Raw genomic sequence first — 25,196 nt, 5'->3', positions numbered from 1 at the left:
CAACGCGCGACCTTGGCGATCAGCGCGGCTGCTGGGCCGGCTTTTCGTCGCCCTGGGCGGCGGCGATCAGGGCGGCGATGCGGTCGGTGGAGTCGGCGGCCTGGTTGATCATGTCCAGCGGGTTGGCGCGGACCGACGAGGCGACCTGGTTGGCGGCCTGCTTGGCCAGCGACACAGCGGCGTTCTGGGCGAGCGCCAGCTTGCTGGTGGCCGCGGCGATCGTGACCGCCTGCTGGTTCTGGTAGATGAAGCCGTGGGTCGGATAGACCGTGGTGCCCAGATCGCGGATCGGGTCGTACCAGACCTTCACTTCGCTCCAGTCGCCTTCCGGCGAGACGTCGACGACGGTGACGTCCTTTTCGATCTGGCCGCGGGAGCCGTTCATGACGGACCAGTTGGCGTGGGTGACCTGGATCACCCGGTCGGTCAGGACCTGCGAAACGAAGGCCACGTGGCCGAGGTTCATGCGGCCGGTGGGCTTGAAGCAGAGGACGGCGCCGGCCTTCGGCACGAAGCCGGTGTCGTACTTGCCGGTGGCCTGGCCCCACCAGGTGCGGGCGTCGCCGAAGATCTGGATGCCCGACATCAGGCGGGCGAAAGGCACGCACTGCCAGTATCCGTCGGCCACGGCGCTCGAGATCGGCGCGAGGCTGATCATGGCCGCAGCGGCCAGGGAACCCCAAAGGGCTCTCTTCCGTTTCGTCATGCTTGGGTACTCCCCCGCGTCACTGGGTAGGGGGATAACCCTGACGGAAAAATATGAAAAGAGTGTTTATTAGGCCACAGCAGCGGTTGCGGCCGCGCTACGGCGACGCTTGGCTACAGACTTCATCAAGTCACGGGCCGGCTTTTCCACCAGGTGGTATGAGGCCGCCGACAGTGGAATCAAGGCTGCGACGATTAACGCCCAGACGGCCAGCGGCAGTTTGTCGCCCTCGATATTCAACAGCTTTGCCGCACCGTTGATCGCCAGGATCTTCCACGGGATGCAGATCATGTAGGTCGAGTAGCTGATCTCGCCCAAATACACGAAAACGCTTTGAGTAGCGAAGGTCGAACCGGCCTTGGCCAGGCGCGCCAGGGATAGAATAAATCCGCCCAAAATGGTCACGATCAACGCATCGGGCGCCTCAAGCTGCACCGTAAGGAGCAGAAGCACGCCCGCGAAAGCGGCGCCGATTCCCGCGCCGCGCAGGCTGACCTCCTGGCTCTTCCACAGGGTGTAGAGCGCGCAGCCATAGAAGAAGCACGGCACGATGCGCAGGGCGCCCCAGCGGATCGTCGCCTCGGTCAGGGGAAAGCCGGCCAGCTTTTCGAAGGCCGGATAGAGCACGCCGATCACCACCAGGGCTGCGCCCGTCAGCACCAGCGGCCGCTCGCGCAGCCGCCAGGCGACGAAGGCGAAGGCCGGGAAGGAAAGATAGGCGAACCACTCGGCCGAGATCGACCACGAGGGGTGGTTCCAGCCCGAGACCGGGGCGAAACCCCAGGCCTGGACCATCAGCAGGTTGGCCGGCAGGGCGTCCCAGGCCAGCATGTTCCTGTCGACGGCGATGCAGGCGATCCCGGCGGCGATCGCCATCAGGCCAACGCCCGCCAGGGTGAACAGGTGCAGCGGATAGACCCGCGCCAGCCGGTTCCACAGGAAGCCGCCATAGCCGAACCGGCCCTCGCCGAAAGCCGTCAGATAGACGTGGCAGAGGATGAAGCCCGACAGGATGAAGAAGGCCTCGACGCCCAGATAGCCCTTGGCCACGATGCCGGGAACCGCGCCGGCTGCGGCGAGGTTTGGCCAGTAGTGGTACATCACCACCCAGAAGGCGGCGAAAAACCGCAAGGCGGTTAGGGGCTTGATATGGGCGGCGTCAGGCATATCTGCTTCTTCCGTGTCCGAGTTTCGCCGCAATTCGCCGACCGCCGTTTGGCGGCCGCGGCGGGCTCAGCGGCGGGCTGGGACCTGCTCAATTCTCCTCCAGCCTAGCCGGGACCCATGAACGAACTCCTTCAACTCGCCACCGACCCGGGCGCCTGGGCCGCCCTCGTCACACTGGTGACGATGGAAATCGTGCTCGGGATCGACAATCTGGTCTTCATCTCGATCCTGTCGAACCGGCTGCCGCCCGAGCATCGCCAGCGCGTGCGCCGCATCGGCATCTCGCTGGCGCTGATCATGCGCCTGGCCCTGCTGTCGACCATCGCCTTCATCGTCGGCCTGACCGCCCCGGTGTTCAACCTGGGCATCGTCGGCCCGCTGGGCAGCCACGGCGAGCCGGCCTTCGAGACCGCCTTCTCTTGGCGCGACCTGATCCTGATCGCCGGCGGCCTGTTCCTGATCTGGAAGGCCACCAAGGAGATCCACCACACGGTCGATCCCAAGCACGAGAGCGGCGACGTGCTCGACAAGACCGGCGTGGTGATCTCCAACGTCGGCGCGGCGATCTTCCAGATCATCCTGCTGGACCTGGTGTTCTCGATCGACTCGATCCTGACCGCCGTCGGCATGACCGACCACCTGCCGATCATGGTCATCGCCGTGGTCGCCGCCGTGACCGTGATGCTGCTGGCCGCCGATCCGCTGGGCAACTTCATCAACGCCAACCCGACCGTGGTCATGCTGGCCCTGGGCTTCCTGCTGATGATCGGCACCGTGCTGATCGCCGAGGGCTTCGGGGTGCACGTGCCCAAGGGCTACATCTACACCGCCATGGCCTTCTCGGCCGGCGTCGAGGGCCTGAACATGCTTTCGCGCCGGGCGTCGGAGCGAAAGCAGAAGAAGGAGTAGGGGCGCTTACTCCTCCCCCACAGGCGGGGCGAATTAAAGAAAACGCCGCGACCGCCCTTCGGCTGTCGCGGCGTTTTTCGTTTCATAAACCCTCTCCCTGAAGGGAGAGGTGTCGGCGTAGCCGACGGAGAGGGAAGGGGCTGCGAACCCAGCCACACCTCTCCGGCAGCTGAAAACGTCCCCCCTCCGGCCCTCCGGGCCACCTCCCCCAGAGGGGGAGGATCCTAGTGCGCCGGAGCCGGCGGCGGCTGCCGTCGCGGCGCCCGTTGCAGCATCCCCTTGGCGATCTCCTGTTCGCCGATCAGGGCCTCGGTGGCGCCCATCTGGCCCAGCAGTTCGACGTCGGCGTCGGTATAGGCGCGGGCGATGATGCGGGCGTCGGGATTGGCCGCGCGGGCCTGCTCGATGATCCGCGCCGCCTCGAACGGACTGGGCACCGCCACGAAGACGTGGGTGGCCTTGTCCAGGCCCGCCTTCATCAGCACCTCGGGGCGCACCGCGTTGCCCTGCACCACCTCGTAGCCGGCCGCGCGCAGCTCGGCGGCGCGCTCGACCTCGTCCTCGATGACGACCAGCGGCGTGCGGTTCTTAAGGCCCTCGGCCACTGTCTTGCCCACCCGGCCGTAGCCGACCAGCACCGCGTGCGGCTGGGCCGCGGCGGCGACCGGCGGCGGCGCCTCGCGGGCCGAGACCTTGACCATGGCCTTGTCCAGCCAGGCGAACAGCAGCGGGTTGAGCAGGATCGACAGGATGGCGCCGGCCAGGATCAGGTCGCGGCCTTCCGGCGGCAGCAGCTTCAGCGACACGCCCAGGCCCGCCAGGATGAACGAGAACTCGCCGATCTGGGCCAGGCTGACCGAGATGGTCAGGGCCACGCTCTTGGGGCGCTTGAAGGCCACGACGATGAAATAGGCGGCCACTGACTTGCCCAGCACGATGATCGCCACCGTGGCCAGCACGGCCAGCGGCTCGCGCAGCAGCACCATCGGGTCGAACAGCATGCCGATCGAGACGAAGAACAGCACCGCGAAGGCGTCGCGCAGCGGCAGGGTCTCGTTGGCGGCCTGATGCGACAGCTCGCTCTCGGCCATGATCATGCCGGCGAAGAACGCTCCGAGAGCAAAGGAAACGCCGAACAGCGCGGCCGAGCCGAACGCCACGCCCAGGGCGATGGCCAGCACCGCCAGGCGGAACAGCTCGCGCGAGCCGGTGTGGGCGATGCGGTGCAGGATCCAGGGAATGACCCGGCGGCCGACGATCAGCATGAAGGCGACGAAGGCGGCGACCTTGCCGATGGTCAGGGCGAAGGCGCCGCCGATGCCGCCCGCGCCATGGGCGGTGGTGATCCCGCCCAGCGCGCCCGACAGCGCCGGCAGCAGCACCAGCGCCAGCACCATGGCCAGGTCCTCGACGATCAGCCAGCCGACGGCGATGCGGCCGCGGTCGGTCTCGATCAGCCGCCGCTCCTGCAGGGCCCGCAGCAGCACCACGGTCGAGGCGACCGACAGGGCCAGGCCGAACACCACGCCCGCGCCCCAGCCCCAGCCCAGCGCCACGGCCAGGCCCACGCCCATCAGGGTGGCGGCGGTGATCTGGGCCACGGCGCCGGGAATGGCGATCTTGCGCACCGCCATCAGGTCCTTGACCGAGAAGTGCAGGCCCACGCCGAACATCAGCAGGATGACGCCGATCTCCGCCAGCTGCGGAGCCAGCTGCTGATCGGCGACATAGCCCGGCGTGAACGGCCCGACGATGACGCCCGCCAGCAGGTAGCCGACCAGCACCGGCAGCTTCAGCCGATTGGCGAGCGCGCCGAAGACGAAGGCCAGGCCCAGGCCCGCGACGATGGTGGCGATCAGCGAGGTGTGGTGCAAAGGGCCTCCTTGACGGTCATCTTTTTCGGGCGTACTCAACCATTATGGGTGACGAACCCGTGGGACGCCAGATGCCGCACGCAAAAATTCTCCTTCCTGCCCAGTGCCGGGGCGCCCGCGGGCTGCTCAACTGGTCGCAAGGCGAGCTCGCGGACAAGGCGGGCGTGTCGCGCAGTACGGTCAAGGATTTCGAGACCGAACGCCACGCCTTGCACCATAGCACCGAACGGCTCCTCATCGAGGCGCTGGAGGCGGGCGGCGCGGTGCTGATCCCGGCGGCGGAGACCGGCGAGCCCGGTCCGGGCGTGCGGCTGAAGACGGGAGACTGATCGGCATGGCCATCCTGCGCGCAGACGCGGCTCGAACCCGGCGAAGGCCCGGGGCGGCCGCGTGCGTGGGGTGGGGCGTCGGCGGGCAGGCTCTCGGAGGGCTTTCCTCCTTCTTTTTCCCGGTGGGCGCGCGGGCCGCCGACCCGCTGGTGTCGGCCAGGGTCCAGGCGATCCAGAGCCTGCGGACTGACCAGCGCCGCGCCGACGGCGGCGGCGTTTACGAGATGGGGAAGGGGCGGGGGCGTTGAACCACGAGGTTTCACCGGCGGACTACAAGGATCTGGTCCTGTTCCTGGCTACGGCCGGGATCGTCGCGCCGCTGTTCAAGCGCCTTCGCATCAATCCCATCCTCGGCTTCCTGCTGGCCGGGGTGATCCTGGGGCCGTTCGGCCTGGGACGGCTGATCGGCGTGGCGCCGTGGCTGGACTATGTGACCGTCGACAATCCGGACGAGATCGGCCAGCTGGCCGAGTTCGGCGTCGTCTTCCTGCTGTTCATGATCGGGCTGGAGCTGTCGTGGGAGCGCCTGCGGCTCCTGCGCAAGTACGTGTTCGGCCTGGGCGCGGCCCAGGTGATCGGCTGCTCGCTGGCCCTGGGGGCGGTGGCGATGATGCTGGGCCAGACGCCGGTGGCGGCCCTGGCCATCGGCTCGGCGCTTACCCTGTCCTCCACCGCCATCGCCGTGCCGGTGCTGGCCGAGCGCAAGCGGCTGCATGCGGAGGGGGGCAGGGCGACCTTCTCGGTGCTGCTGTTCCAGGACCTAGCGGTGGCCCCGATCCTGATCACCCTGGCCATACTGGGGCGCGGTCATGGCGAGTTCGACGCTCGCGGCCTCCTGGCCCTGCTGCCGGCGGCCGTGGGCCTCGGGGTGATCGTGCTGGTCGGGCGCCTGGCGTTGCGGCCGATGATGCGCTCGGTGGCCAAGGCCAAGAGCGAAGAGATGTTCATGGCCGCCTGCCTGCTGGTGATCATCAGCGCGGGGCTGGTCAGCTCGCTGTCGGGCCTGTCGATGGCGCTGGGGGCGTTCGTGGCCGGCGTGCTGCTGGCCGAGACCGAGTACCGCCACGAGGTCGAGGTCAAGATCGAGCCGTTCAAGGGCCTGCTGCTGTCGCTGTTCTTCGTGTCGTTGGGCATTCGCCTGGACCTGTCGCTGCTGGCGGCCTCGCCGGTCCTGGTGCTGGGCACGGCGGTCGGGCTGGTGGTGATCAAGGCGGCGATGGTGTTTGGCCTGGGCCGGCTGTTCGGCCTGTCCAACCGCGCCTCGGGCGAGGCGGCCCTGGCCCTCGCGGCCGGCGGCGAGTTCGCCTTCGTGCTGCTGGCCAACGCCATGGACGCCGAGGTCGTCGAGCCGGCCGTCGGCCAGGCTGTGCTGGTGGCCGCCACCCTGACCATGTTCCTGATCCCGGCCCTGACGGCCTTCGGCGCGCGGCTGGGCCGCAAGGCGCCGGCCGAGACCACCGAGGCGCCGGACGGCGTCGACCTGTCGGTCGAGGAGATGAAGGGCCAGGTGCTGGTGGTCGGTTTCGGGCGCGTGGGCCGGCTGGTCGGCGAGATGCTCGACCGCCACGACCTGCCCTGGATCGCCATCGACCGCGACCCTCGCCTGGTCGAGCAGGGCCGCCGCGCCGGCCACCGGGTCTATTTCGGCGACGCCTCGCGGGTGGAGCTGCTGGAGCGCTGCGGCCTGGATCACGCCCGGGCGGTGGTCGTCACCATGGACGGCCCCGAGGCGGCCGAGGCGGTGGTCGCCGCCGCGCGGGGGCATCGCCCGGACCTGACCATCGTCGCCCGGGCCCGCGACGCCCGCCACGCCGCCCGCCTCTACGAACTGGGCGCCACCGACGCGGTGCCCGAGACCATCGAGGCCTCGCTGCAGCTGTCGGAGGCGGTGCTGGTCGACATCGGCGTGCCGATGGGCCTGGTGATCGCCTCGATCCACGAGCGTCGCGACGAGTATCGCAAGGTCCTCAATCGGCCCGACGCCCTGGGCGGTCGCCGCCGACGGCTGCGCGACGCGGGCTGACGAAGCCGCGTCGGCCGGCGCGCCCGGAACGGTCAGGTATCCCGACACCGCGACCCCAACTTGACCGTTTGCGTTGTTTTTCAGCGTCTCGACGCTGCTGGACGCTACGGAAGGCCTTGCGCGGAAACGCTTTGCGTGCGAACCGAGGGGCGCGGTCGCCTTTCGAGGAGACCCTGCCGCCGAATTCGGCGCCGGGGAATTCGCAAGGCGTGACCGCGAGGTGTCGCGGGGGACTTCCGCCTCGGTGAAACTTTGGACGGTGTTGCCGAGCCGACACTTTCGCGGGACGCGCGCCTTGGTATAACGATGCTCGGCCGTTGGGCCGTGCAGGGCAATAGAGGGCTCTTGATATGAAACTCAAACTCCTGGCGGGAGCCGCCCTGGCCGCGGTCTTCGCCGCGTCGGGCGCTTCGGCCCAAGAGACCGGCTGGTACGGCGCGGTCGACCTCGGCTACCACTGGCCGACGGGCATCAACAGCGAGTCGGACGCCAACGCTCCGGACGGCGCTCACTATCACTGGACCTGGAAGTCGGAGTCCGATTGGACCGGCTTCGTGCGTCTGGGCTACCAGTTCACCCCGAACTGGCGCGCTGAACTCGAAGGCGGCTACCGTCCGGGCGACCTGGAAGGCGTCCGCGGCAACCCCGTCCGTCAGCAGCCGATCGGCCTCTGCACCCCGGGCATCACCCGCACCGCCGCCGCGCCGAAGTGCGGTTCGCCGGACGGTTCGGTCGAGTCCTGGTCGCTGATGTTCAACGTCCTGTACGACTTCGCGCCGGACGCCAAGATCAACCCGTTCGTCGGCGCCGGCCTCGGCGTCAACCGCCTGGACGTCAAGACCCTGGGTCAGTTCAGCGGCGTTCCGGGCGCCATCACCACGGCCAACCCGGCCATCCAGAACCTGACCGTCGACGACGACGACATCGCGATCGCCTGGCAAGGCATCGCCGGTCTGGCCTGGAAGGCGACCGACAAGCTGAAGCTCGACGTCACCTACCGTTACTTCGCCACCGACGACCACAGCTGGAAGTCGACGGGTTCGGCCGCTCTGCAGCCGGGCACCTTCGAAGGCCAGTACAAGGACCAGTCGCTGACGGTCGGCCTGCGGTACTCGTTCGCGGCTCCGCCGCCCCCGCCGCCGCCCCCGCCGCCGCCGCCGCCTCCTCCGCCCCCGCCGCCCCCGCCGCCTCCTCCCCCGCCGCCGCCTCCGCCGGCTCCGGTGTTCGAAGCGCGTGAATTCATCGTCTACTTCCCGTTCGATCAGTACGTGCTGACGCCGGAAGCCCAGTCGGTGGTTTCGGAAGCGGCCAAGTACGCCAACGACGGCAAGGCCACCCGCATCGTGGTCGTCGGTCACACCGACACCTCGGGCTCGCCGAAGTACAACGTCCGCCTGTCGGAACGTCGTGCGAAGGCCGTGGCCGACGCTCTGGTCGGTCTGGGCGTCGCCCAGCAGACCCTGGCCGTCGACTGGAAGGGTGAAACCGCCCCGGCCGTCGCCACCGGCGACGGCGTGAAGGAACCGCTGAACCGTCGTTCGACCATCTCGATCAACTTCTAAGATCGAGGTCGAACGGAGGCTTCACGCTTCCCGACGAGTGCGAAGGCCCCGGAGGAAACTCCGGGGCCTTTTGCTTTCTGGATCCCCTCCCCGCGGGAGGGGTGTCCGCGAAGCCGACTGCGGGGGGAAGGGGTCGCCCCGCCGGCCATTACCGCGAAGGCTGAAGGCGGCCCCCTCCGGCGCTCTCCAGAGGGGGGGGAGGATCCTTCAAATATCCCCGCTCTTTTTTGCTCCGAACCCTTCCGAAGAATCCGGAATCGTCGGGTGCGCGGGCGCTCCGGTCGCGGAGCTTCGTTAACGCTGGTGCGGCGCGATGACGCGGCGAAAAATTATCGTGTGGGCAACCCCTTGATCCACACGGGGAACCTTGGCGCGTTCACAGCTTATTAACGAAAAACTCGCGCCGGAGGCGCTCCTACCCGTTGACGAAGAGGCGGCGCCTGTGGCCCCATATATGGGTTCAGGGGGCACGAAGCCCACTATATGTAGCGGCTTACGGAGAGGCGGACGGCTTCTCGCAAGCGCATGGTAAATGGACGGGTTCTGCTCATGACCGCTGGTGAAGCGACCAAGATTCAACCTGCCGCGCGCCCTGCGTCGGCCTTCAAGGAGCGTCCGGCGCTGGCGCTGGTGCGCAAGGTCCAGGTGGACCGTTCGCGCGACGCGCTCCTGACCGATTTCGGCAAGACCACGCTGGAAGATCGCTATCTGCTGCCGGGCGAGTCCTATCAGGACATGTTCGCGCGCGTGTCGACGGCCTTCGCCGACGACGCCGACCACGCCCAGCGCGTCTACGACTATATGAGCCGCCTGTGGTTCATGCCGGCCACCCCGGTGCTCAGCAATGGCGGCGCCGATCGCGGCCTGCCGATCAGCTGCTTCCTCAACGCCGTCAACGACAGCCTGGACGGCATCCTGGGCGTCTGGAACGAGAACGTCTGGCTGGCGGCCAACGGCGGCGGCATCGGCACCTACTGGGGCGGCGTGCGCTCGATCGGCGAGAAGGTGAAGGGCCAGGGCCAGACCTCGGGCATCATCCCCTTCATCCGCGTGATGGACAGCCTGACGCTGGCGATCAGCCAGGGCAGCCTGCGTCGCGGTTCGGCCGCCGTCTATCTCGATATCCACCATCCGGAAATCGAAGAGTTCCTGGAGATCCGCAAGGCCTCGGGCGACTTCAACCGCAAGTCCTTGAACCTGCACCACGGCATCTCGATCACCGACGAGTTCATGCACGCCGTGCGTGACGGACAGAAGTTCGGCCTGCGGTCGCCCAAGACCAACGAGGTTCTGCGCGAAGTCGACGCCCGCGCCCTGTGGCAGAAGATCCTCGAGCTTCGCCTGCAGACCGGCGAGCCCTACCTGATCTTCTCCGACAGCGTGAACCGCGCCATGCCCGCGTTCCAGCGCGAGCTGGGCCTGAAGGTGCGCCAGTCGAACCTGTGCAGCGAGATCATGCTGCACACCGGCACCGACCACCTGGGCCAGGAGCGCACCGCGGTGTGCTGCCTCTCGTCGGTCAACGCCGAGACCTTCCTGGAATGGCGCGACCACCCGACCTTCATCGAGGACGTCATGCGCTTCCTCGACAACGTCCTGCAGGACTTCATCGATCGCGCTCCGGACGCGGCCTCGACCGCCGCCTACGCCGCCATGCGCGAGCGCTCGGTCGGCCTGGGCCTGATGGGCTTCCACAGCTTCCTGCAAAGCCAGAACGTTCCGTTCGAGAGCGCCCTGGCCAAGAGCTGGAACATGCGGATGTTCAAGCACCTGCGCCGCGAGGCCGACAAGGCCAGCCTGGCGCTGGGCGAGGAAAAGGGCCCGTGCCCGGACGCCGCCGACCGTGGCTCCAAGGAGCGCTTCTCGCACAAGCTGGCCATCGCCCCGACCGCTTCGATCTCGATCATCTGCGGCGGCACCTCGGCGGGCATCGAGCCGATCCCGGCCAACATCTACACCCACAAGACCCTGTCGGGCTCGTTCGCGGTGAAGAACCCCTACCTGGAGAAGCTGCTCGAGGAGAAGGGCCAGAACACCGACGTGGTCTGGGGCTCGATCCTGGAGAACGAAGGCTCGGTCCAGCACCTGGAGTTCCTGAGCCAGGACGAGAAGGACGTCTACAAGACCGCCTTCGAACTGGACCAGCGCTGGGTGGTCGAACTGGCCGCCGACCGTACCCCGGAAATCTGCCAGAGCCAGTCGGTCAACGTCTTCCTGCCGGGCGACGTCGACAAGTGGGACCTCCACATGCTGCACTGGATGGCCTGGGAACGTGGCGTGAAGAGCCTCTACTACCTGCGCTCCAAGTCGGTTCAGCGCGCGGCCTACGCCGGCGCCGACGGCAAGGAAGAGGTGGTCGCCGGGGGCTTCGACGCCCCGGGTAAGACCGACTACGAAGAGTGCCTCGCCTGCCAGTAATGCAGGCTTAGCAGCGACGATCGACCACAGCGGCGCGACACATCGCGCCGCTGTTTTTCTGCGCGGAACCAATACAGTCACTGACTGTTCACCGAACACCGGCGTTTTACCGGTGGACGTAGCCGGTCAGCCGGATACGGTGGGCAGGATTGGGATTGGGGAATCCGCAATGCGTATCGTTTGCGTGACGATCGCGACGTGCTGCGGCGCCAGTTTGGCGCTCTCCGCGGCATCGTCGGACGCTGCTGTCCGGAAGGGCAAGCGCAAGGCGACGGCCCGGCCGGCCGCCGCTGCGCCGACTCTCACACCGACCTTGCAGAAACTCGATCTGACCCGCCGCGAGGGGGCTGCGACGGCCGCCGCGCCGTCGGCCGTGGCCTTCGCCGCCCGTCCGGTCGACGCCCGGGCGACAGAGGCCGAGGGCGAGCCGTTTGCGGTGTCGCCGGCGGGCCTCTACGGCGACGCCAACCTGCTGGACGCCGACCGCTATTACGACGAGCGCGGGCCGGTCAGCTGGCGCTCGGGCAGCTATGTCGTCGGCGACAACGGCCGCCGCGTGGACGCCGTGCGCGTATCGGTCGCCAGCTCCTCGCGCCTTGCCCAGAGCGCGCCGCTCAGCCTGGTGCGTCCGGGGGCTTCCAATTTCGATACCGACAGCGTCGACGTCAGCGTCTCGCGCGGCTGGCCGGCGGCGGTCAAGTTCGGAGCAGGCCGGCTGGCCGTCGACTTCACGCCGCATGCGGGCCTGGGCTTCGGCGGCGCCGGCGGCTCGGCCGAGGCCGGCGGCATGGTCCGCATCGGCAAGAGCGTCGAGGACCGCGTGATCAGCGGCCTGGGCGTGCGCGACGGCCGCGAGACCTTCGGCGACCGCGGGCGCTGGTACCTGTTCGCCGGCGCCAGCGGCCAGCTGGTCGGCATGAACCTGCTGCGCGGCCAGAACGGCGACTGGACCCGCGCCGGCGTCACCTCCGACACCGGCAGCCGTCTGGTCGGCGACGCCCAGGCGGGCGTGGGCTGGCGTCGCGGACCGATGCAGGCCTCGGTCGGCTACATCCGCCGCGAGATCAAGTCCAAGGACCAGATCATGGGCATGGCGACCCAGGAAGACTCGGTCGTGGCCCTGTCGTTCAGCCTGAAACCACATTGGTGACCGGTGTTTGATTTGGCCCCGCGACCTCGCGGCGCTTGAGTTTCCGGCCGCGATCATGCAGCTAGCCACGATCCGTCCGCAAAATCGTCGAGCGTCATGAGCGAGAGCGAGCCCCCGCGCCGCAAGATCCTGAGCCTGAAGAGCGGCGTCGCCGCGCCTGGCGGCCCGCCGCCGCTGGAGCGGCTGCAGAAGACCGTCAAGGTCGTCACCCCCGAGCCGGCCCCGCCGCCGCCTCCGGCCGTCGGCGACTGGAAGTGCAAGCCCTGCGGCACCCGCTTCGATCCGCCGGCCGAACTTGCCGACGAGGATCACGTGCGCTGCCCCTCGTGCAACGCCCGACTGGGCCTGGCCTCCGACTTCCGCGCCGACCCGCCGCGCGTCGAGAAGCTGCGCGCGCGCTACCTGAAGAAGGCCGGCTGATCCGGCCCCGGCTCCGCGCCTGACCGGCTGTCCAGGCCGTCAGGCGTAAAGCGCCCGCTCAGCGTGGTCTCGGCGGGGGGCGGTCATCTCCACCGCCGCGGGGACCTTCGCCCGGCCCCGGAGGCGTATCCTCACCGCCCGGAGCGCCTTGGGGCAGGAACGCGGCGATGCGGTGATTGCTGAGCGTGAAGCGTACCGCCTGGCCGACCGCGACGCCGCCCAGCATGCCGGGCCTGACGGTGGCGAAGGGCATGGCGCCCGCGGGCCAGTTCAGAGCCTCGTTGGCCTGGTAGGCGATGGTCACGCGCTCGGCGTCGGGATCGATGGCCTGGACGACGCCGACGATCACCACCTTTTCAAGATCGGCCTGCTTGCCGCCGCCTGGACCGCCCGCGCCGTCGGGAGGGGGACCGCCGCCAGGATCTCGACCGCCGCCGGGCGGCTGGGCATGGGCCGTCGTGGCCAGGAGAGCGAAGGCGAGGGCGGGAAGGATGAGCTTGCGCATGGCCGGATCGAGCGTGGTTGGGACCCGCCCTGGCTAGCGCCTCAGTGCTGCGAGATGACTGCGTTCGGTTTCCGGCCTGAAACGACAGGCGGTTCAGGCGTCCGCCGCGGGATCCAGGCTGCTGGCGCCCGGCTCGGCCTTGGGCCGGTTGTTCGCCCGCTTGAACAGGCCGCGCCAGCCGGTCGGCTCCAGGGCGGGGCTGGCCCAGACCTTGTCGTCCATGGCCAGGGCCTCGGCCGCGTCATAGATCTTCCGCATCGTCTGGGTCTCGAACCGCAGCATGTTGATGCCGTCGAAGTCGCCCGGGATCGAGGCCACGCTGAGCGGCAGGTTGTGGCGCGTGCAGAAGCCCTCGGCCAGGCTCAGCGCCTGGCGATAGGAAAAGCGCAGCATGGTCTCGAAGCTGCGGCCCATGATCGAGGCGACCCCCGGCGGGGTCGAGCGCGGCGAGGGGTCCAGCACCGTGTTGACGATGACGTAGACGCGGCCCCGACGCAGGCGCTGGCCGAGGTTGCGCCAGTGCAGCAGGGCGTCGGGCATCAGGAACAGCGGCGCGGCTACGCCGCCGTCGACGTGCATCTCCTGATGCCGCCGGCCGTCGGCCTCGACCTCGATCATCTTGGGCGGGAAGAGGCCCGGCACCGTGGCCGAGGCCACCAGCACCTCGCGAAACAGTTTCACCGCCTCGGGGCCGCCGCGGCGGGCGATCGCGCCCATGTCCCAGATCGAGGCCCGCTGGTTGTCCAGATTGGTGGTGGCGATCAGCAGGCGCCGGCCCTTGGCGTGTTCGGCGGCGACGGCCTCGATCATCGCCTCGTCGACGAAGGGCTCGACCAGAGCGTCCAGGCTCTCGCCCTTGAAGATGCTGGGGCCCAGCGCGGGGGCCAGACGGCGCAGGCTGAGCAGCTCGGAGGCGTGGCCGCCCAGATAGGCCTCGGTCAGGCGGTCGTCCCAGGCCGGGCCGAGGAAGGCCAGGGGGGCGATCAGGGCGCCGGTCGAGACGCCGGTGACGATGGCGAAGTCGGGCCGCCGGCCGGCCTTGGTCAGGCCCGTCAGCACGCCCGCGCCATAGGCGCCGCCGGCCGCGCCGCCCGACAGGGCCAGGATGTTGAACTCGTCGATGCCGATCAGCGAGCGCACCGGCGCCAGGCGGTCGGCGGCGGACTTCAGGGCGTCCTCCGCCTGCTCGATAGACAGCCGTACGCCGGGAAAGTCGACCGCCTCCACGTGGTGGGCGTCGGCCGGCGGGGCGGGCAGGCGCTTGCCGCGCAGCGGGTCGGGGCCCTTCCAGTCGCGGAAAAACCCCTGGATGGTGATCTTGTTGTCGCCCCCGCGGTCCCCTCCGCGCTCCATGGCCTAGGCCCGGGCGCCGGACAGGACCACCCCGACCAGCACGGCCGCATAGTGCAGGCCCGCGCCGCCGATCACGTGGCCGTGCCAGATGGCGCGGCGGAACTTCAGGCGGCGCATCAGGTAGAAGACGGTGCCGGTGGAATAGACCAGCCCCCCGATGGCCAGAAGCAGCAGCGCCACCCACGACAGGCCCTCGATCATCGGCTTGATGGCGACCAGCACCAGCCAGCCCATGGCCATGTAGAGGCCGACCCAGAAGCGCTTGTCGAGGCCGGGCAGGAACAGCTTGGCCGCGACGCCGAGCGCGGCGACGCTCCACACCGCCGTGGTCATGCCGATCGCCCACCAGCCTTCGAGGTTCTGGGTGGTGAAGGGGGTGTAGGAGGCGGCGATCATGATGAAGATGCCGGCATGGTCGAAGCGGCGCAGCAGCGGCTGCCAGCGCGCCTTGGAGAAGTTGTAGGCGGTCGACAGCGACAGCATGGTCACCAGGCCGATGGTGTAGACGCCGATGGCGGCCATCTGGCCCAGCGAGCCCAGGCCGAAGGCCAGGCCCAGCAGGATGCCGCCGCCCAGCAGGGCGCAGGCCAGGCCGGCCAGGTGAACGATCAGGTCGGCCAGCTTGGCGCCCGTCGTCGGATAGTGCTTGGTGAAGTCGGAGATCGTCATGGCCCGCCCAGCCTAATCGAATTCGGTGACGTATAAACGGCGATCATCATGGCGCAGAAAGGGCGGCGCGCAAGCGTGACCAATCGTCATGTCAGTCCGAAAAAGCCGTCCCAGGCCAGCTTGGTTCCAACCAGGATCAGAAGGACGTAGATCACCTTGTAGAAGCCTTCGGCCGGCACCTTGCGCACCAGCAGCACGCCGGCCCAGGTCGAGGCGATGGCGACCGGCAGCAGCACCGCCACCGTGGCCAGCACCTGGGGCGTGAACTGGCCCAGCGCGATATAGGCCGGCAGTTTCATCCAGTTGACCACGGCGAAGAAGATGGCGCTGGTGCCGACGAAGACGTCGCGCGGCAGGCGGCGGGGCAGCACGTAGATCTGGAAGGGCGGCCCACCGGCGTGGGCGATCTGGCTGGTGAAGCCCGAGGCCATGCCGCACAGCGCGCCCAGCCAAGGGCGGGCCGGGCCGGCCTCGATGGCGGCGGCGGCCTTGACCGCCCGCTCGGCCCACAGGCGCTGGGCGGCGAACAGGATCGACACCAGGCCCACGGCCAGCTCCACCGCCGCCGACGACACCAGCGCCGCCAGGGCCCAGCCCAGGAAGATCCCGAACGCCGCCGGCGGGGTCATCAGGATCAAGAGGCCCTTGTCCCAGGTCTTGCGATAGGCCCAGACCCCGACGACGTCCTGCACGATCAGCAGCGGCAGCAGGATCGCCGCGGCCTTCACCGGTCCGACCGCAAGCGCCATCAGCGGCGTGGCCACCACCCCGATCCCGGAGAACCCGCCCTTGGCCAGGCCCACCAGGATCACGGCGGGAATGGCGACGGCGTAGAAGAAGGGGTCGGCGATCATGGCGGGGGCTTTAGCATAGATCCTCCCCCTCTGGGGGAGGTGGGCCGGAGGGGGGACGTTTTCAGCTGCCGCCCACTTTTCTCCTCCCCCGAGAAACGGGGGAGGTGGCGCGCTGCGGATACGCAGCGTGACGGAGGGGGCGAGTGACGGAGCGCCGTGCGCGCCGCCGCCCCCTCCACCGCTTCGCGGTCCCCCTCCCCCGTTTCACGGGGGAGGAGATATCGTCTTCAGGCCGTCGCCAGGCGGGTCCTGCGCTCCAGGCCCAGGCTCACCCCCGCCAGGACCAGAGCGCCCAGCGGCACCAGGGCCGCGATCGGGGCGATGGCGGAGAGGCCCAGGCCGTGGGCGATCACCGCGCCGCCCAGGGCCGCGCCGATGGCGTTGCCGAGGTTGAAGGCGGCGATGTTGAGGCTGGAGGCCAGGCCCTGGCCCGCGCCGCCGGCTTGGCTCAGCACCCGCATCTGCAGCGGGGCGACGGTGGCGAAGGCGGCGGCCCCCAGCAGGAAGGCGGCCAGGACGGCGCCCACCTTGTCGTGGAAGGCCCAGCCGGCCGCCAGCATGACCACGGTCAGGATGGCGATGCTGCCGGCCAGGGCGGCGTTCAGCGTCTTGTCGGCCCAGCGTCCGCCCAGGAGGTTGCCGGCCACCAGGCCCGCGCCGAACACCAGCAGGATCGGCGAGACGGCGGCCTTCGAGAAGCCGGCCAGCTCGGTCAGGATCGGCTGGATGTAGGTGAAGACGGCGAACACCCCGCCGAAGCCGAGCACGGTCATGGCCAGGCCCAGCTGCACCTGCGGACGGGCGAGGACCGAAAACTCCTCCTTCAGGGCGGCGGGCTGCGCGGCCTTCTCGCCCTTGGGGACCAGCAGGGCCAGCACGACCAGGGCGACGGCGCCGATAGCGGTCACCGCCCAGAAGGTCGAGCGCCAGCCGAAGGCCAGGCCCAGCCACGCGCCGAACGGCACGCCCAGCAGGGTGGCCAGGGTCAGGCCCGTGAACATGATGGCGATGGCCGAGGCCTTGCGCTCTGGCGGAACGAGGGAAACGGCGACCAGCGAGCCGACGCCGAAGAAGGCGCCATGGGCCAGGGCGGTGAGGATCCGCGCGCTCAGGACCAGGCCGAATGTCGGGGCTAGGGCGGCGCCGAGGTTCCCGATCGTGAAAATGGCCATCAGGATCAGCAATGTGGCCTTGGGCGGCAGGCGGCGGGTGGCGAGCGTCATGATCGGGGCGCCGACGAAGACGCCCAGCGCATAGCCGGTCATCAGCCAGCCGGCCGTGGGGATCGAGACGCCGAGATCGGCGGAGACCTGCATCAGCAGGCCCATGATGACGAATTCCGTGACGCCGATCCCGAAGGCGCCGACGGTCAGGGCGTAGAGAGCGAGGGGCATGACAGCCGACTCCGTGATGAGTTCGAGCCGTCAGATAGCGCCGCGCGCTTCGATGAATTAGATTGCCGGTAAGACTATCACTTGTGACGTGAAGGCACGATGGCCAGGCAAGAGATCAACCGCACCGCCGAGATGGAGGTATTTGTCCGCGTCGTCGAGCAGGGCGGCTTCTCGGCCGCCGCGCGCAGCCTGCGGATGACGCCGTCGGCGGTCAGCAAGCTGGTGGCCCGGCTGGAGGCGCGGCTGGGCGCGCGCCTGGTCAACCGCTCGACCCGCAAGCTGATCCTGACCGCCGAGGGCCAGACCTTTCACGAGCGCGCCCTGCGCGTGCTGGCCGACCTCGACGAGGCCGAGCGCGCCGTGGCCGCCAGCGCCGCCCCGCGAGGCCGGGTGCGGGTCAACGCCAGCGTGGCCTTCGGCCATCTCTACATGCTGCCCCTCGTTCCGAGGTTCCTGGCCGAGCATCCGGAGGTGCAGCTCGACATCACCGTGACCGACCAGGTGATCGACCTGATGGACGAACGGGCGGACGTGGCCATCCGGGTGGGGCCGATGCGGGCCTCGCAGCTGGTGGCCCGCAAGATCGCCCAGACCCGGATGGTGCTGGTCGCCTCGCCCGAGTACCTGGCCAGGACCGGCGCGCCCGTCCATCCCGACGACCTGCCCCGCCACGAACTGGTCACCTTCAACTTCGCCCGCCACTGCGACTCCTGGCCGTTCCTGATCGAGGGCGAGGGCGTCTATCGCCCGGTGCACGGCCGTGCCGAGGTCGGCGACGGCGAAAGCGCCCGCACCCTGGCCCTGGCCGGGCAGGGGATCGCCCGTCTGTCGGTGATCCATGTGGGCCCGGACGTCGCCGCCGGCCGGCTGGTTCCGGTGCTGGAGGCCTTCAATCCTGGCGATATCGAGCAGATCCACGCCGTCTATGTCGGCCATGGCGGCCAGCTGCCGGCGCGGGTGCGGGTGTTCATCGACTGGCTGGCGGCCGAGATGAGGGTCGGCCGGACCGAGCCGGCGACGCTGGCGCAGTTTAAGTCTCCTCCCTCTTAGAGAGGGACTTTCAGCCCTAACCCGCCGCCTTGCCGTAGGCGTTGAGGGCGGCCGCCATCTGGGGCGCAGGTTCGACCACCGGGGCGGCGGGCGCCTGCGGCGTGGCGGCGCCGGCCAGGCGGGCCTGGGCTTCGGGAGAGAGGGTGACGGTGTCGCGCGGGGCGGACGCGGCGGGCTGGGCGGCGTCGAGATCCGATTGCAGGCGGGCGCGATAGTCGCCGACGGTGGCTGGTCCCCGCGCGCCGGGCACGCCGACCTGCAGCGAGGCGACGATGGTCTGGTCGGTCTCGGACAGGCCGTCGAAGGCCTTCAGCGCCTGGGCCTGCGGCGCCGGCGGCGCGGCGTCCGCCCCGGCCCAGGCGGCCTTGGTGAAGGTGTTCAGCGCCGACTGGACCGTCTTGGCGAACGGGGAGTCGTTGAGGGCGGGCGCGAGCGCGGCGCGTTCGGCGTGGCCAGCCCCGGCCCAGCGGCTCGACAGGGCGTGGTAGGCGGAAAGCTTCTGGTCGAGCCCCACCGCGCCGACGGTGTCGTTCAGCGCCGCCGCCGCGCCGGCCGCGCCGCCGGAATAGGCGACGGCCGATCCGCCGGCGCCGGCTTCGGTCGAGTAGGGCTGGGTTATCTTCATCTCGTCGCCAGCCTTCGCGCTCGCGCGGTGAAGAGGGGGTGAACGCTGCCGCCTGGGCTGCGTGGCATGCTGTCGCAGCCGGGGCGCAGGGCCCCGGCCGCCTTCAGACCTTACGCCCCGACCAGCACCTCGGCCACCTGCACGGCGTTGAGCGCCGCGCCCTTGCGCAGGTTGTCGCCCACGACGAAGAGGGCCAGGCCGTGCTTTACCGTCGGGTCGGGACGCACGCGGCCGACGAACACCGGGTCCTGGCCGGTGGCGGCCAGGGGGTTGGGCACGTCGTCAAGCACTACGCCCGGCGCGGCGGCCAGCAGGGCCAGGGCCTCTTCCACCGAGACCGGGCGGTCGAACTCGGCGTTGATCGAAAGCGCGTGGCCCGAGAACACCGGCACCCGCACGCAGGTGCCGCTGACCGGCAGGTCCGGCAGGCCCAGGATCTTGCGGCTTTCGTCGCGCAGCTTCAGCTCTTCCTCGGTGTAGCCGTCCTCGCCCAGCACGTAGTTCAGCGGCACGACGTTGTAGGCCAGCGGCACGGCCCACTTCCTGGGCTCCGGCAGTGGGGCGGCGTCGGGGCTCATGGCCAGGCCGTCCAGGTCGCCCGCCGCGCCGGCGCGCAGCTGCTGCGACAGCACCTGGATGCCCTCGACCCCGCCGCCCGAGGCGGCCTGGTAGGTGCTGACGGTCAGGCGCTTGAGGCCGGCGTGGTCGTGCAGGGGCTTGAGCACCGGCATGGCGGCCATGGTGGTGCAGTTGGGGTTGGCGATGATGCCCTTGGGCAGCTCGTCCAGGGCCTCGGGATTGACCTCGGCCACCACCAGCGGAACCTGCGGATCGCTGCGCCAGGCCGAAGAGTTGTCGATGACGATCGCCCCGGCCGCCGCGGCCCTGGGGGCCAGCTCGCGCGAGGTGTCGCCGCCGGCCGAGAAGAACACGATGTCGAGGCCTGCGAAGTCGGCGGTGGCGGCGTCTTCAACCGTGACCGGGCCGTCCTTCCAGGCCAAGGCCTGGCCGGCCGAGCGGGCCGAGGCGAAGACCCGCAGGGCGCTCAGCGGGAAGTCCCGCTCGGCCAGCAGCTTCAGCATCATGCCCCCGACCAGGCCGGTGGCGCCGACGACGCCGACGGCGGGCGGGTTGGAACGGGAAAACTTGCGGCTCATGGGTTTGCGTCTCCTGGTGATGTGGAGCGCGGGGAGCCTTGAGGTCTCGTGGTCAAGAGAGCCGCCCCGCGCAGTGCGGGGCTGGTCTGAGGATGCTCGCTTAGATCGCGCGCATACCCGCCGCCCCGCCGTAGCGGGTCGTTTTGCGGGTAATAATTTTGGTCGCGGCCAATTGCATCGAGCGGGGCTAATAGCGGGCGCGCGGGGCCGCGTAAAGCCGGCTCAGGATCCGGGGCCGAAGAAGACCAGCAGGCCGATGAGCGCCGCGGCCGCCAGGCTGATGCAGAGATCCGCGCGCCTGGCCCGGCGCCCTTGCGGGGTGAAGGCCTCGCCCGGCGTGAGCGGCGAGAACAGCGTCGGACGCCAGCCCGGCCTGAACTGCGAGAGCGCGTACAGCCGCAGGCCGATGGCGCAGGCCAGCCAGCCGACGAATATCCCGATGACGGCGATGTCGACCAGGCTCACCCGCTGGCCCCCTTGCTCTCCCACCCCTCCACGAACGGGAAGCGCTTTTCCCAGAAGCCCGTCAGGCGCGGATCGGCGTCCACCCGCCGCACCACCTCGGCCATCTTCGGCGCCCGCTCGTAGAAGCGCACGCGGCGCGAGCCCCAGCGGCTGACGACGGCCACATAGAGGTCGAGCACGGAAAGCTCGTCGCCCAGGATATAGTCGCCGGGCTCGACCTGGGCGTCCATCATCGCCCAGCAGTCGGCGATGCGGTCGGCGGTGGCCGCCTTGACGCGGGCCTGCGCCTCCGGATCGGGACCGGCCAGGCGCGAGGGCTTGTCGCGCACCCAGAACAGCGAATAGATCGAGGCGGGAATGAAGGTCATCCAGCGCAGGAACTGGCCCCGACCCGGGTCGCCGATCGCCGGGGCGAGGCCGGCCTCTGGGTGATTGTCGGCCAGCCAGATCAGGATCGCCGCGCTCTCGGTGATCGTCTCGCCTTGAGGGGTGACAAGCGCCGGGATCTGCTTCATCGGATTGACCGGGGCGACCTTGTCCTGCTGCGCCGCGCCCTCCCAGGTGGGGGCCTCGATAACCGTGTAGGGCTGCCCCAGAAGGGTCAAAGTCGCTTCGACGGGGACCGAGCCCGAGCCAAGCGCGCCATAGATGGTGTAAGCTGTTTTCATCTTTGGTTACCCATTCTGCCCACAACATGTTGTGCCATGGGTCAATTTGACCACTAGATGGGGCGTGTCGCCCTAGGCTACGAAGAGACTACCCGCCCGACCGATTCGTGTCCGACCGCTCTGGAGACCGCCCATGTCCGCCTCGTTGATCACCAAGCCCGGCCTCATGATCCCCTCCGGCGGCTACAAGCCCTTCCGCTACCCGTGGGCCTACGAGTTCTGGAAGAAGCAGCAGCAGGTCCACTGGATGCCCGAAGAGGTGCCGCTCGGCGAGGACCTCAAGGACTGGGCCGTCAAGCTGAACGACAAGGAGCGCAATCTGCTGACGCAGATCTTCCGCTTCTTCACCCAGTCCGACGTCGAGGTGCAGGACAACTACATGGAACGCTACGGTCGGGTGTTTAAACCGACCGAAGTGAAGATGATGCTGGCCTCGTTCGCGAACATGGAGACGATCCATATCGCGGCCTACGCCCTGCTGCTCGAGACGATCGGCATGCCCGAGACCGAGTTCTCGGCGTTCATGGAATACGAGGCCATGAAGGACAAGCATGACTACATGCAGACCTTCGGGGTCGAGACCAACGCCGACATCTGCCGCACCCTGGCCATGTTCGGCGGCTTCACCGAAGGCCTTCAGCTGTTCGCCTCGTTCGCGATGCTGATGAACTTCCCGCGCTTCAACAAGATGAAGGGCATGGGCCAGATCGTCTCGTGGTCGATCCGCGACGAGAGCCTGCACTGCGACGGCATCATCAAGCTGTACCACGCCTTCAACAAGGAAACCGGCGCGGTGACCAAGTCGGTGGCCGACGACATCGTCGACTGCTGCAAGCACGTGGTGGGCCTGGAAGACAAGTTCATCGACCTGGCCTTCGAGGCCGGCGACGTACAGGGCATGGTCCCCGACGACATCAAGCAATACATCCGCTTCGTCGCCGACTGGCGCCTGCGCCAGCTGGACCTGCCGGAAGTCTACGGCGTGAAGGACAACCCGCTGCCGTGGCTGCAGGCCCTGCTGTCGGGCGTCGAGCACGCCAACTTCTTCGAGGCGCGCGCCACCGAATATTCGAAGGCCGCGACCAAGGGCCAGTGGCACGGCGCCGAAGGCGTGTGGTCGAGCTTCGAGGCCATGCTGCAAAAGCGCGCCGACGTTCCGGCCGAGCACTGAGCCGAGCCGAAATCGTCGTGACGACAGGAACGCCGCCCGCTAGTTCGGGCGGCGTTTTTCGTTCTGGAGAGCATGCATGCGCATCGCGGTGATCGGTCCTGGCGCGGTCGGCGGAACCCTGGCGGCGTGGCTGGCCCTGGCCCATGACGTGACCCTGTGCGCCCGCACGGCATTCGACCGCCTGGAGGTCGAGACCCCGGAGCAAGCCCTCGTCGCGAGCCCGGCCGTGCTGACCGATCCGGCCGCCGCCGCGCCCGTCGACTGGGTGCTGGTGACCACCAAGACCTATGACGCCGCCGGCGCGGCCGCCTGGCTGGCGGGGCTGGTCGGGCCGGACACCCGCGTGGCCGTGCTGCAGAACGGCGTCGAGCATGTCGAGCGCTTTTCGCCCTACCTGCCGGCCGATCGCATCACCCCCGCGGTGGTCGACATTCCGGCCGAGCGCACGGCGCCGGGCGTCATCCGCCAGCGGCGGATGGGCTGGATCAAGGTTCCGGCCGGGCAGGCGGGAGACGCGTTCGTCGCTCTCTTCGCCCACACGCCGATCGAGGTGGCGACCACCGACGATTTCACGACCGTGGCCTGGAGCAAGTTGGCCCTCAACTGCGCCGGGGCGGTCAACGCCCTGACTCTGAAGCCGGCCGGCGTCGCCCACCGCGACGACATAGCCGCGATCATGAAGGACCTGGTGGCCGAATGCGTCGCCGTCGGCCGGGCGGAGGGCGCCAGCCTTTCGGATGACCTGCCCCAGCAGGTGGTGGCCGGCTATCGCGCCGGGCCCGCCGACGGGATCAACTCGCTGCACGCCGACCGCCTGGCCGGCCGCCCCATGGAGATCGACGCCCGCAACGGCGTCATCATCCGCAAGGGCGCAGCCCACGGGATCGCCACACCGGTCAACGCCCTGGTCGTGGCGCTGCTGGAAGCGGCGGGGCGCTAGCGCTTCAGGAAGCCCCCCCTTGCGCGCCCATCAGGTTGTCCAGCAGGCTCATGTCTCGCTCCGCTCGATCGTCGGCCCTGAGTGAGGGGCCAAGACCCGATCCAGCGCGCTTGGCGAGCGGCCATAAGGAAAAGGCGCGGACCTTTCGATCCGCGCCCTTGGCGTGTTCGGCCTTGCGCCGGATGCGTCTTACGGACGGTCCTTGCGGGGGATGGCCGCCACTTCTTCCGGCGTCAGCTTGGTGATGGCCTTGGCGCGGATCGGCATGGCGAAGCCCGTGCCGTCGGCGACGCGAAGGTCCAGGTCCAGCGGGCGGCAGACGGTGTCGATGCCGCGCACGTTCGAAACCAGGTAGCTGCCCGGAGCCGTCAGCGAGTTGGTGCCCCACGACAGGTCGACGCGATAGACGTCGCGGTTGCGGACCTTCATGTAGAGCGTGTTCTTGTCGGGAGCGCTCCAGCCTTGCCAGTCCGACAGCTGGAAGCATTGGCGCGGGGCCTTTTCGGCGGCCGCCGCACCTTCGGTCGCCAGGGCCGGGCCCGCGAGAAGCGCGCCGGCCAGACCGGCCAGGGCGATGGTTTTCAACTTGACCATAGCGTTCGTCCTCACAGTCCCTCTCGCGAAAGATTGGGCCTGGAAGTCCGGCCGTCAATGGTCAAGCCGCCCCTTTTTCCAGGGGTTGAGGGGGCGTTTAGGTCGTTTGGCTTGGATCTGTGGCGCGTTCGGAGGATTTTCGCGCTTCGCCTCCGCCTCTTGCTCTTCTTCCCCGCCTTCCTGGCCTTGTGGCGAGGGTGGCGAGGAGTGTTGGGGCAAAAGAAAAGGCGGGACCGCGAGGCCCCGCCCTTTCTGTTTTCGGCCCCCAAAAACCGTAAAACCCCCGCGAAAGCGGGGGCCTAGGCTTTTTCTGAAGCGCGGGGCGCTCGACGATAAAACGCCTGGGTCCCCGCTTTCGCGGGGATTTTGCGGAAGGTGAGCGTCAGGCTTTCGCCGTTTCCTCCGGCATGTCCTCCAGCTCGCCTTCCCACTTGGCGACGACGGCGGCGGCGACGGAGTTGCCGACGACGTTGGTGGCCGAGCGGCCCATGTCGAGCAGGTGGTCGACGCCCAGGACCAGGGCGATCCAGGCTTCGGGCAGGCCGAAATAGGTCAGGGTGGCCATGATCACGACGAGCGAGGCGCGCGGCACGCCGGCGATGCCCTTGGAGGTGACCATCAGCAGCAGCAGCATGAAGATCTGCTGCTGGATGGTCAGGTGCACGCCGTGCGCCTGCATGATGAACATGGTGGCGAAGGTGCAGTAGAGCATCGAGCCGTCGAGATTGAACGAATAGCCCAGCGGCAGGACGAACGAGACGATGCGGCGGCGCACGCCCACCTTGGGCAGGCTGTCGAGGATGCGCGGGTAGGCGGCTTCGGACGATGCGGTCGAGAAGGCCAGCAGGGCCGGCTCGCGGATGACCCCGAACAGCGGGATGGCGCGCTTGCCCAGCACCACGAAGGCGGCGAGGAACAACAGGGCCCACAGGGTGGCCATGGCGCCGTAGAAGCCCAGCACGAACTTGGCGTAGGTGCCCAGCATGGCCAGGCCCTGGGTGGCGATGGTCGAGGCCAGGGCCGCGAAGATCGCCAGCGGGGCCAGCTTCATGACGAAGCCGGTGACCTTCAGCATGATCTGGGCGCACTGTTCCACCAGGTGCAGCACCTGCGGGGCCTTGTCGTCCAGCGCCGCCACGGCGGTGCCGACGAACAGCGAGAACACCACGATCTGCAGGATCTCGTTCTTGGCC

24 protein-coding genes and 1 pseudogene are annotated in these 25,196 nt (G+C 69.0%); 10 read left to right on the top strand and 15 right to left on the bottom strand.

Going from position 1 to position 25,196, the window contains the following annotated elements; all coding sequences use genetic code 11:
• Positions 1–19: 19 nt before the first annotated feature.
• Both DDF67_RS03895 and DDF67_RS03890 read right to left on the bottom strand, forming a co-directional pair.
• Positions 20–706, bottom strand: a complete 687-nt coding sequence (locus DDF67_RS03895) for a CHAP domain-containing protein (protein WP_109099631.1) — start codon at positions 704–706, stop codon at positions 20–22.
• 69 nt (positions 707–775) lie between these two features.
• On the bottom strand, positions 776–1,873 hold the full coding sequence (locus DDF67_RS03890) for an acyltransferase family protein (protein ID WP_109099630.1): 1,098 nt from the start codon (positions 1,871–1,873) through the stop codon (positions 776–778).
• 117 nt (positions 1,874–1,990) lie between these two features.
• Between DDF67_RS03890 and DDF67_RS03885 the strand changes: the two genes are divergently transcribed.
• Positions 1,991–2,782: a TerC family protein gene (locus tag DDF67_RS03885; protein WP_109099629.1), complete on the top strand. Its 792-nt coding sequence runs from the start codon at positions 1,991–1,993 to the stop codon at positions 2,780–2,782.
• A gap of 224 nt (positions 2,783–3,006) precedes the next feature.
• Here DDF67_RS03885 and ybaL read toward each other — a convergent pair whose 3' ends face one another.
• Positions 3,007–4,656: a YbaL family putative K(+) efflux transporter gene (gene ybaL, locus DDF67_RS03880; protein WP_109099628.1), complete on the bottom strand. Its 1,650-nt coding sequence runs from the start codon at positions 4,654–4,656 to the stop codon at positions 3,007–3,009.
• Positions 4,657–4,727: 71 nt separating this feature from the next.
• Here ybaL and DDF67_RS03875 point away from each other — a divergent pair, with 71 nt between their 5' ends.
• From DDF67_RS03875 to DDF67_RS03845, 6 genes are all read left to right on the top strand, one after another.
• On the top strand, positions 4,728–4,985 hold the full coding sequence (locus DDF67_RS03875; protein WP_109099627.1) for a helix-turn-helix domain-containing protein: 258 nt from the start codon (positions 4,728–4,730) through the stop codon (positions 4,983–4,985).
• A 244-nt stretch (positions 4,986–5,229) separates the two neighbouring features.
• Positions 5,230–7,008: a cation:proton antiporter domain-containing protein gene (locus DDF67_RS03865; protein ID WP_109099625.1), complete on the top strand. Its 1,779-nt coding sequence runs from the start codon at positions 5,230–5,232 to the stop codon at positions 7,006–7,008.
• Between the two features lie 350 nt (positions 7,009–7,358).
• On the top strand, positions 7,359–8,570 hold the full coding sequence (locus DDF67_RS26220) for an OmpA family protein (protein ID WP_109099624.1): 1,212 nt from the start codon (positions 7,359–7,361) through the stop codon (positions 8,568–8,570).
• 543 nt (positions 8,571–9,113) lie between these two features.
• Positions 9,114–10,988: a ribonucleoside-diphosphate reductase subunit alpha gene (locus DDF67_RS03855; RefSeq protein WP_109099638.1), complete on the top strand. Its 1,875-nt coding sequence runs from the start codon at positions 9,114–9,116 to the stop codon at positions 10,986–10,988.
• A 169-nt stretch (positions 10,989–11,157) separates the two neighbouring features.
• On the top strand, positions 11,158–12,138 hold the full coding sequence (locus tag DDF67_RS03850) for a lipid A-modifier LpxR family protein (RefSeq protein ID WP_109099623.1): 981 nt from the start codon (positions 11,158–11,160) through the stop codon (positions 12,136–12,138).
• Positions 12,139–12,234: 96 nt separating this feature from the next.
• The gene (locus DDF67_RS03845; RefSeq protein ID WP_109099622.1) at positions 12,235–12,558 is read left to right on the top strand and encodes a hypothetical protein; all 324 of its coding nucleotides are present in this window, start codon (positions 12,235–12,237) and stop codon (positions 12,556–12,558) included.
• 58 nt (positions 12,559–12,616) lie between these two features.
• On the opposite strand, the gene DDF67_RS03840 is transcribed toward DDF67_RS03845, so the two are convergent.
• The 6 genes and pseudogenes from DDF67_RS03840 to DDF67_RS03815 form a co-directional block, all read right to left on the bottom strand.
• Positions 12,617–13,063, bottom strand: a complete 447-nt coding sequence (locus DDF67_RS03840) for a copper-binding protein (protein WP_109099621.1) — start codon at positions 13,061–13,063, stop codon at positions 12,617–12,619.
• A gap of 93 nt (positions 13,064–13,156) precedes the next feature.
• Positions 13,157–14,416: a patatin-like phospholipase family protein gene (locus DDF67_RS03835; protein WP_109099620.1), complete on the bottom strand. Its 1,260-nt coding sequence runs from the start codon at positions 14,414–14,416 to the stop codon at positions 13,157–13,159.
• A gap of 3 nt (positions 14,417–14,419) precedes the next feature.
• Positions 14,420–15,085, bottom strand: a complete 666-nt coding sequence (gene trhA, locus DDF67_RS03830; protein WP_109099619.1) for a PAQR family membrane homeostasis protein TrhA — start codon at positions 15,083–15,085, stop codon at positions 14,420–14,422.
• Positions 15,086–15,171: 86 nt separating this feature from the next.
• The gene (locus tag DDF67_RS03825; protein ID WP_109099618.1) at positions 15,172–15,939 is read right to left on the bottom strand and encodes a sulfite exporter TauE/SafE family protein; all 768 of its coding nucleotides are present in this window, start codon (positions 15,937–15,939) and stop codon (positions 15,172–15,174) included.
• 80 nt (positions 15,940–16,019) lie between these two features.
• Positions 16,020–16,157, bottom strand: a pseudogene (locus tag DDF67_RS26370) (hypothetical protein); the annotation flags it as partial.
• A gap of 9 nt (positions 16,158–16,166) precedes the next feature.
• Complete coding sequence (locus DDF67_RS03815) at positions 16,167–17,333, bottom strand: MFS transporter (protein ID WP_109099616.1); 1,167 nt, start codon at positions 17,331–17,333, stop codon at positions 16,167–16,169.
• 99 nt (positions 17,334–17,432) lie between these two features.
• Between DDF67_RS03815 and DDF67_RS03810 the strand changes: the two genes are divergently transcribed.
• Positions 17,433–18,383 (top strand): LysR family transcriptional regulator, encoded by a 951-nt coding sequence (locus tag DDF67_RS03810; RefSeq protein ID WP_109099615.1) that lies wholly within the window; start codon positions 17,433–17,435, stop codon positions 18,381–18,383.
• A 16-nt stretch (positions 18,384–18,399) separates the two neighbouring features.
• Here DDF67_RS03810 and DDF67_RS03805 read toward each other — a convergent pair whose 3' ends face one another.
• The 4 genes from DDF67_RS03805 to DDF67_RS03785 form a co-directional block, all read right to left on the bottom strand.
• Positions 18,400–19,008 (bottom strand): hypothetical protein, encoded by a 609-nt coding sequence (locus tag DDF67_RS03805; protein WP_109099614.1) that lies wholly within the window; start codon positions 19,006–19,008, stop codon positions 18,400–18,402.
• A 110-nt stretch (positions 19,009–19,118) separates the two neighbouring features.
• A complete protein-coding gene (locus tag DDF67_RS03800; protein WP_109099613.1) occupies positions 19,119–20,165 on the bottom strand; it encodes an aspartate-semialdehyde dehydrogenase in 1,047 nt (348 codons plus the stop codon).
• A gap of 222 nt (positions 20,166–20,387) precedes the next feature.
• Positions 20,388–20,630 carry a hypothetical protein gene (locus DDF67_RS03790; RefSeq protein ID WP_109099612.1) on the bottom strand — a complete coding sequence of 81 codons (243 nt, stop codon included), beginning with the start codon at positions 20,628–20,630 and terminating at the stop codon, positions 20,388–20,390.
• Complete coding sequence (locus DDF67_RS03785) at positions 20,627–21,298, bottom strand: glutathione S-transferase family protein (RefSeq protein WP_109099611.1); 672 nt, start codon at positions 21,296–21,298, stop codon at positions 20,627–20,629. The genes DDF67_RS03790 and DDF67_RS03785 overlap by 4 nt, the downstream gene beginning before the upstream one ends.
• A 133-nt stretch (positions 21,299–21,431) precedes the next feature.
• On the opposite strand from DDF67_RS03785, the gene DDF67_RS03780 reads away from it, so the two are divergent.
• Positions 21,432–22,469 (top strand): ribonucleotide-diphosphate reductase subunit beta, encoded by a 1,038-nt coding sequence (locus tag DDF67_RS03780; protein ID WP_109099610.1) that lies wholly within the window; start codon positions 21,432–21,434, stop codon positions 22,467–22,469.
• Between the two features lie 76 nt (positions 22,470–22,545).
• Positions 22,546–23,409 (top strand): 2-dehydropantoate 2-reductase, encoded by an 864-nt coding sequence (locus DDF67_RS03775; RefSeq protein ID WP_109099609.1) that lies wholly within the window; start codon positions 22,546–22,548, stop codon positions 23,407–23,409.
• Between the two features lie 189 nt (positions 23,410–23,598).
• On the opposite strand, the gene DDF67_RS03770 is transcribed toward DDF67_RS03775, so the two are convergent.
• Complete coding sequence (locus DDF67_RS03770; RefSeq protein WP_109099608.1) at positions 23,599–24,003, bottom strand: DUF6491 family protein; 405 nt, start codon at positions 24,001–24,003, stop codon at positions 23,599–23,601.
• Between the two features lie 382 nt (positions 24,004–24,385).
• Positions 24,386–25,196, bottom strand: an 811-nt coding sequence (locus DDF67_RS03765; RefSeq protein WP_146197949.1) for a dicarboxylate/amino acid:cation symporter, incomplete at its 5' end; no start/stop codon positions are given.

This window comes from Caulobacter endophyticus, assembly GCF_003116815.1.
Lineage (GTDB): Bacteria > Pseudomonadota > Alphaproteobacteria > Caulobacterales > Caulobacteraceae > Caulobacter > Caulobacter endophyticus.
This window is presented reverse-complemented; position numbering and strand designations above follow the sequence as displayed.

Excerpts from the sequence above, each read along its gene's own strand:
- DDF67_RS03895 (WP_109099631.1), bottom strand. The coding sequence starts at position 706 with ATGACGAAACGGAAGAGAGCCCTTTGGGGTTCCCTGGCCGCTGCGGCC.
- DDF67_RS03890 (WP_109099630.1), bottom strand. The coding sequence starts at position 1,873 with ATGCCTGACGCCGCCCATATCAAGCCCCTAACCGCCTTGCGGTTTTTC.
- DDF67_RS03885 (WP_109099629.1), top strand. The coding sequence starts at position 1,991 with ATGAACGAACTCCTTCAACTCGCCACCGACCCGGGCGCCTGGGCCGCC.
- DDF67_RS03875 (WP_109099627.1), top strand. The coding sequence starts at position 4,728 with ATGCCGCACGCAAAAATTCTCCTTCCTGCCCAGTGCCGGGGCGCCCGC.
- DDF67_RS26220 (WP_109099624.1), top strand. The coding sequence starts at position 7,359 with ATGAAACTCAAACTCCTGGCGGGAGCCGCCCTGGCCGCGGTCTTCGCC.
- DDF67_RS03850 (WP_109099623.1), top strand. The coding sequence starts at position 11,158 with ATGCGTATCGTTTGCGTGACGATCGCGACGTGCTGCGGCGCCAGTTTG.
- DDF67_RS03845 (WP_109099622.1), top strand. The coding sequence starts at position 12,235 with ATGAGCGAGAGCGAGCCCCCGCGCCGCAAGATCCTGAGCCTGAAGAGC.
- DDF67_RS03840 (WP_109099621.1), bottom strand. The coding sequence starts at position 13,063 with ATGCGCAAGCTCATCCTTCCCGCCCTCGCCTTCGCTCTCCTGGCCACG.
- DDF67_RS03835 (WP_109099620.1), bottom strand. The coding sequence starts at position 14,416 with ATGGAGCGCGGAGGGGACCGCGGGGGCGACAACAAGATCACCATCCAG.
- trhA (WP_109099619.1), bottom strand. The coding sequence starts at position 15,085 with ATGACGATCTCCGACTTCACCAAGCACTATCCGACGACGGGCGCCAAG.
- DDF67_RS03825 (WP_109099618.1), bottom strand. The coding sequence starts at position 15,939 with ATGATCGCCGACCCCTTCTTCTACGCCGTCGCCATTCCCGCCGTGATC.
- DDF67_RS03815 (WP_109099616.1), bottom strand. The coding sequence starts at position 17,333 with ATGCCCCTCGCTCTCTACGCCCTGACCGTCGGCGCCTTCGGGATCGGC.
- DDF67_RS03810 (WP_109099615.1), top strand. The coding sequence starts at position 17,433 with ATGGCCAGGCAAGAGATCAACCGCACCGCCGAGATGGAGGTATTTGTC.
- DDF67_RS03805 (WP_109099614.1), bottom strand. The coding sequence starts at position 19,008 with ATGAAGATAACCCAGCCCTACTCGACCGAAGCCGGCGCCGGCGGATCG.
- DDF67_RS03800 (WP_109099613.1), bottom strand. The coding sequence starts at position 20,165 with ATGAGCCGCAAGTTTTCCCGTTCCAACCCGCCCGCCGTCGGCGTCGTC.
- DDF67_RS03785 (WP_109099611.1), bottom strand. The coding sequence starts at position 21,298 with ATGAAAACAGCTTACACCATCTATGGCGCGCTTGGCTCGGGCTCGGTC.
- DDF67_RS03780 (WP_109099610.1), top strand. The coding sequence starts at position 21,432 with ATGTCCGCCTCGTTGATCACCAAGCCCGGCCTCATGATCCCCTCCGGC.
- DDF67_RS03775 (WP_109099609.1), top strand. The coding sequence starts at position 22,546 with ATGCGCATCGCGGTGATCGGTCCTGGCGCGGTCGGCGGAACCCTGGCG.
- DDF67_RS03770 (WP_109099608.1), bottom strand. The coding sequence starts at position 24,003 with ATGGTCAAGTTGAAAACCATCGCCCTGGCCGGTCTGGCCGGCGCGCTT.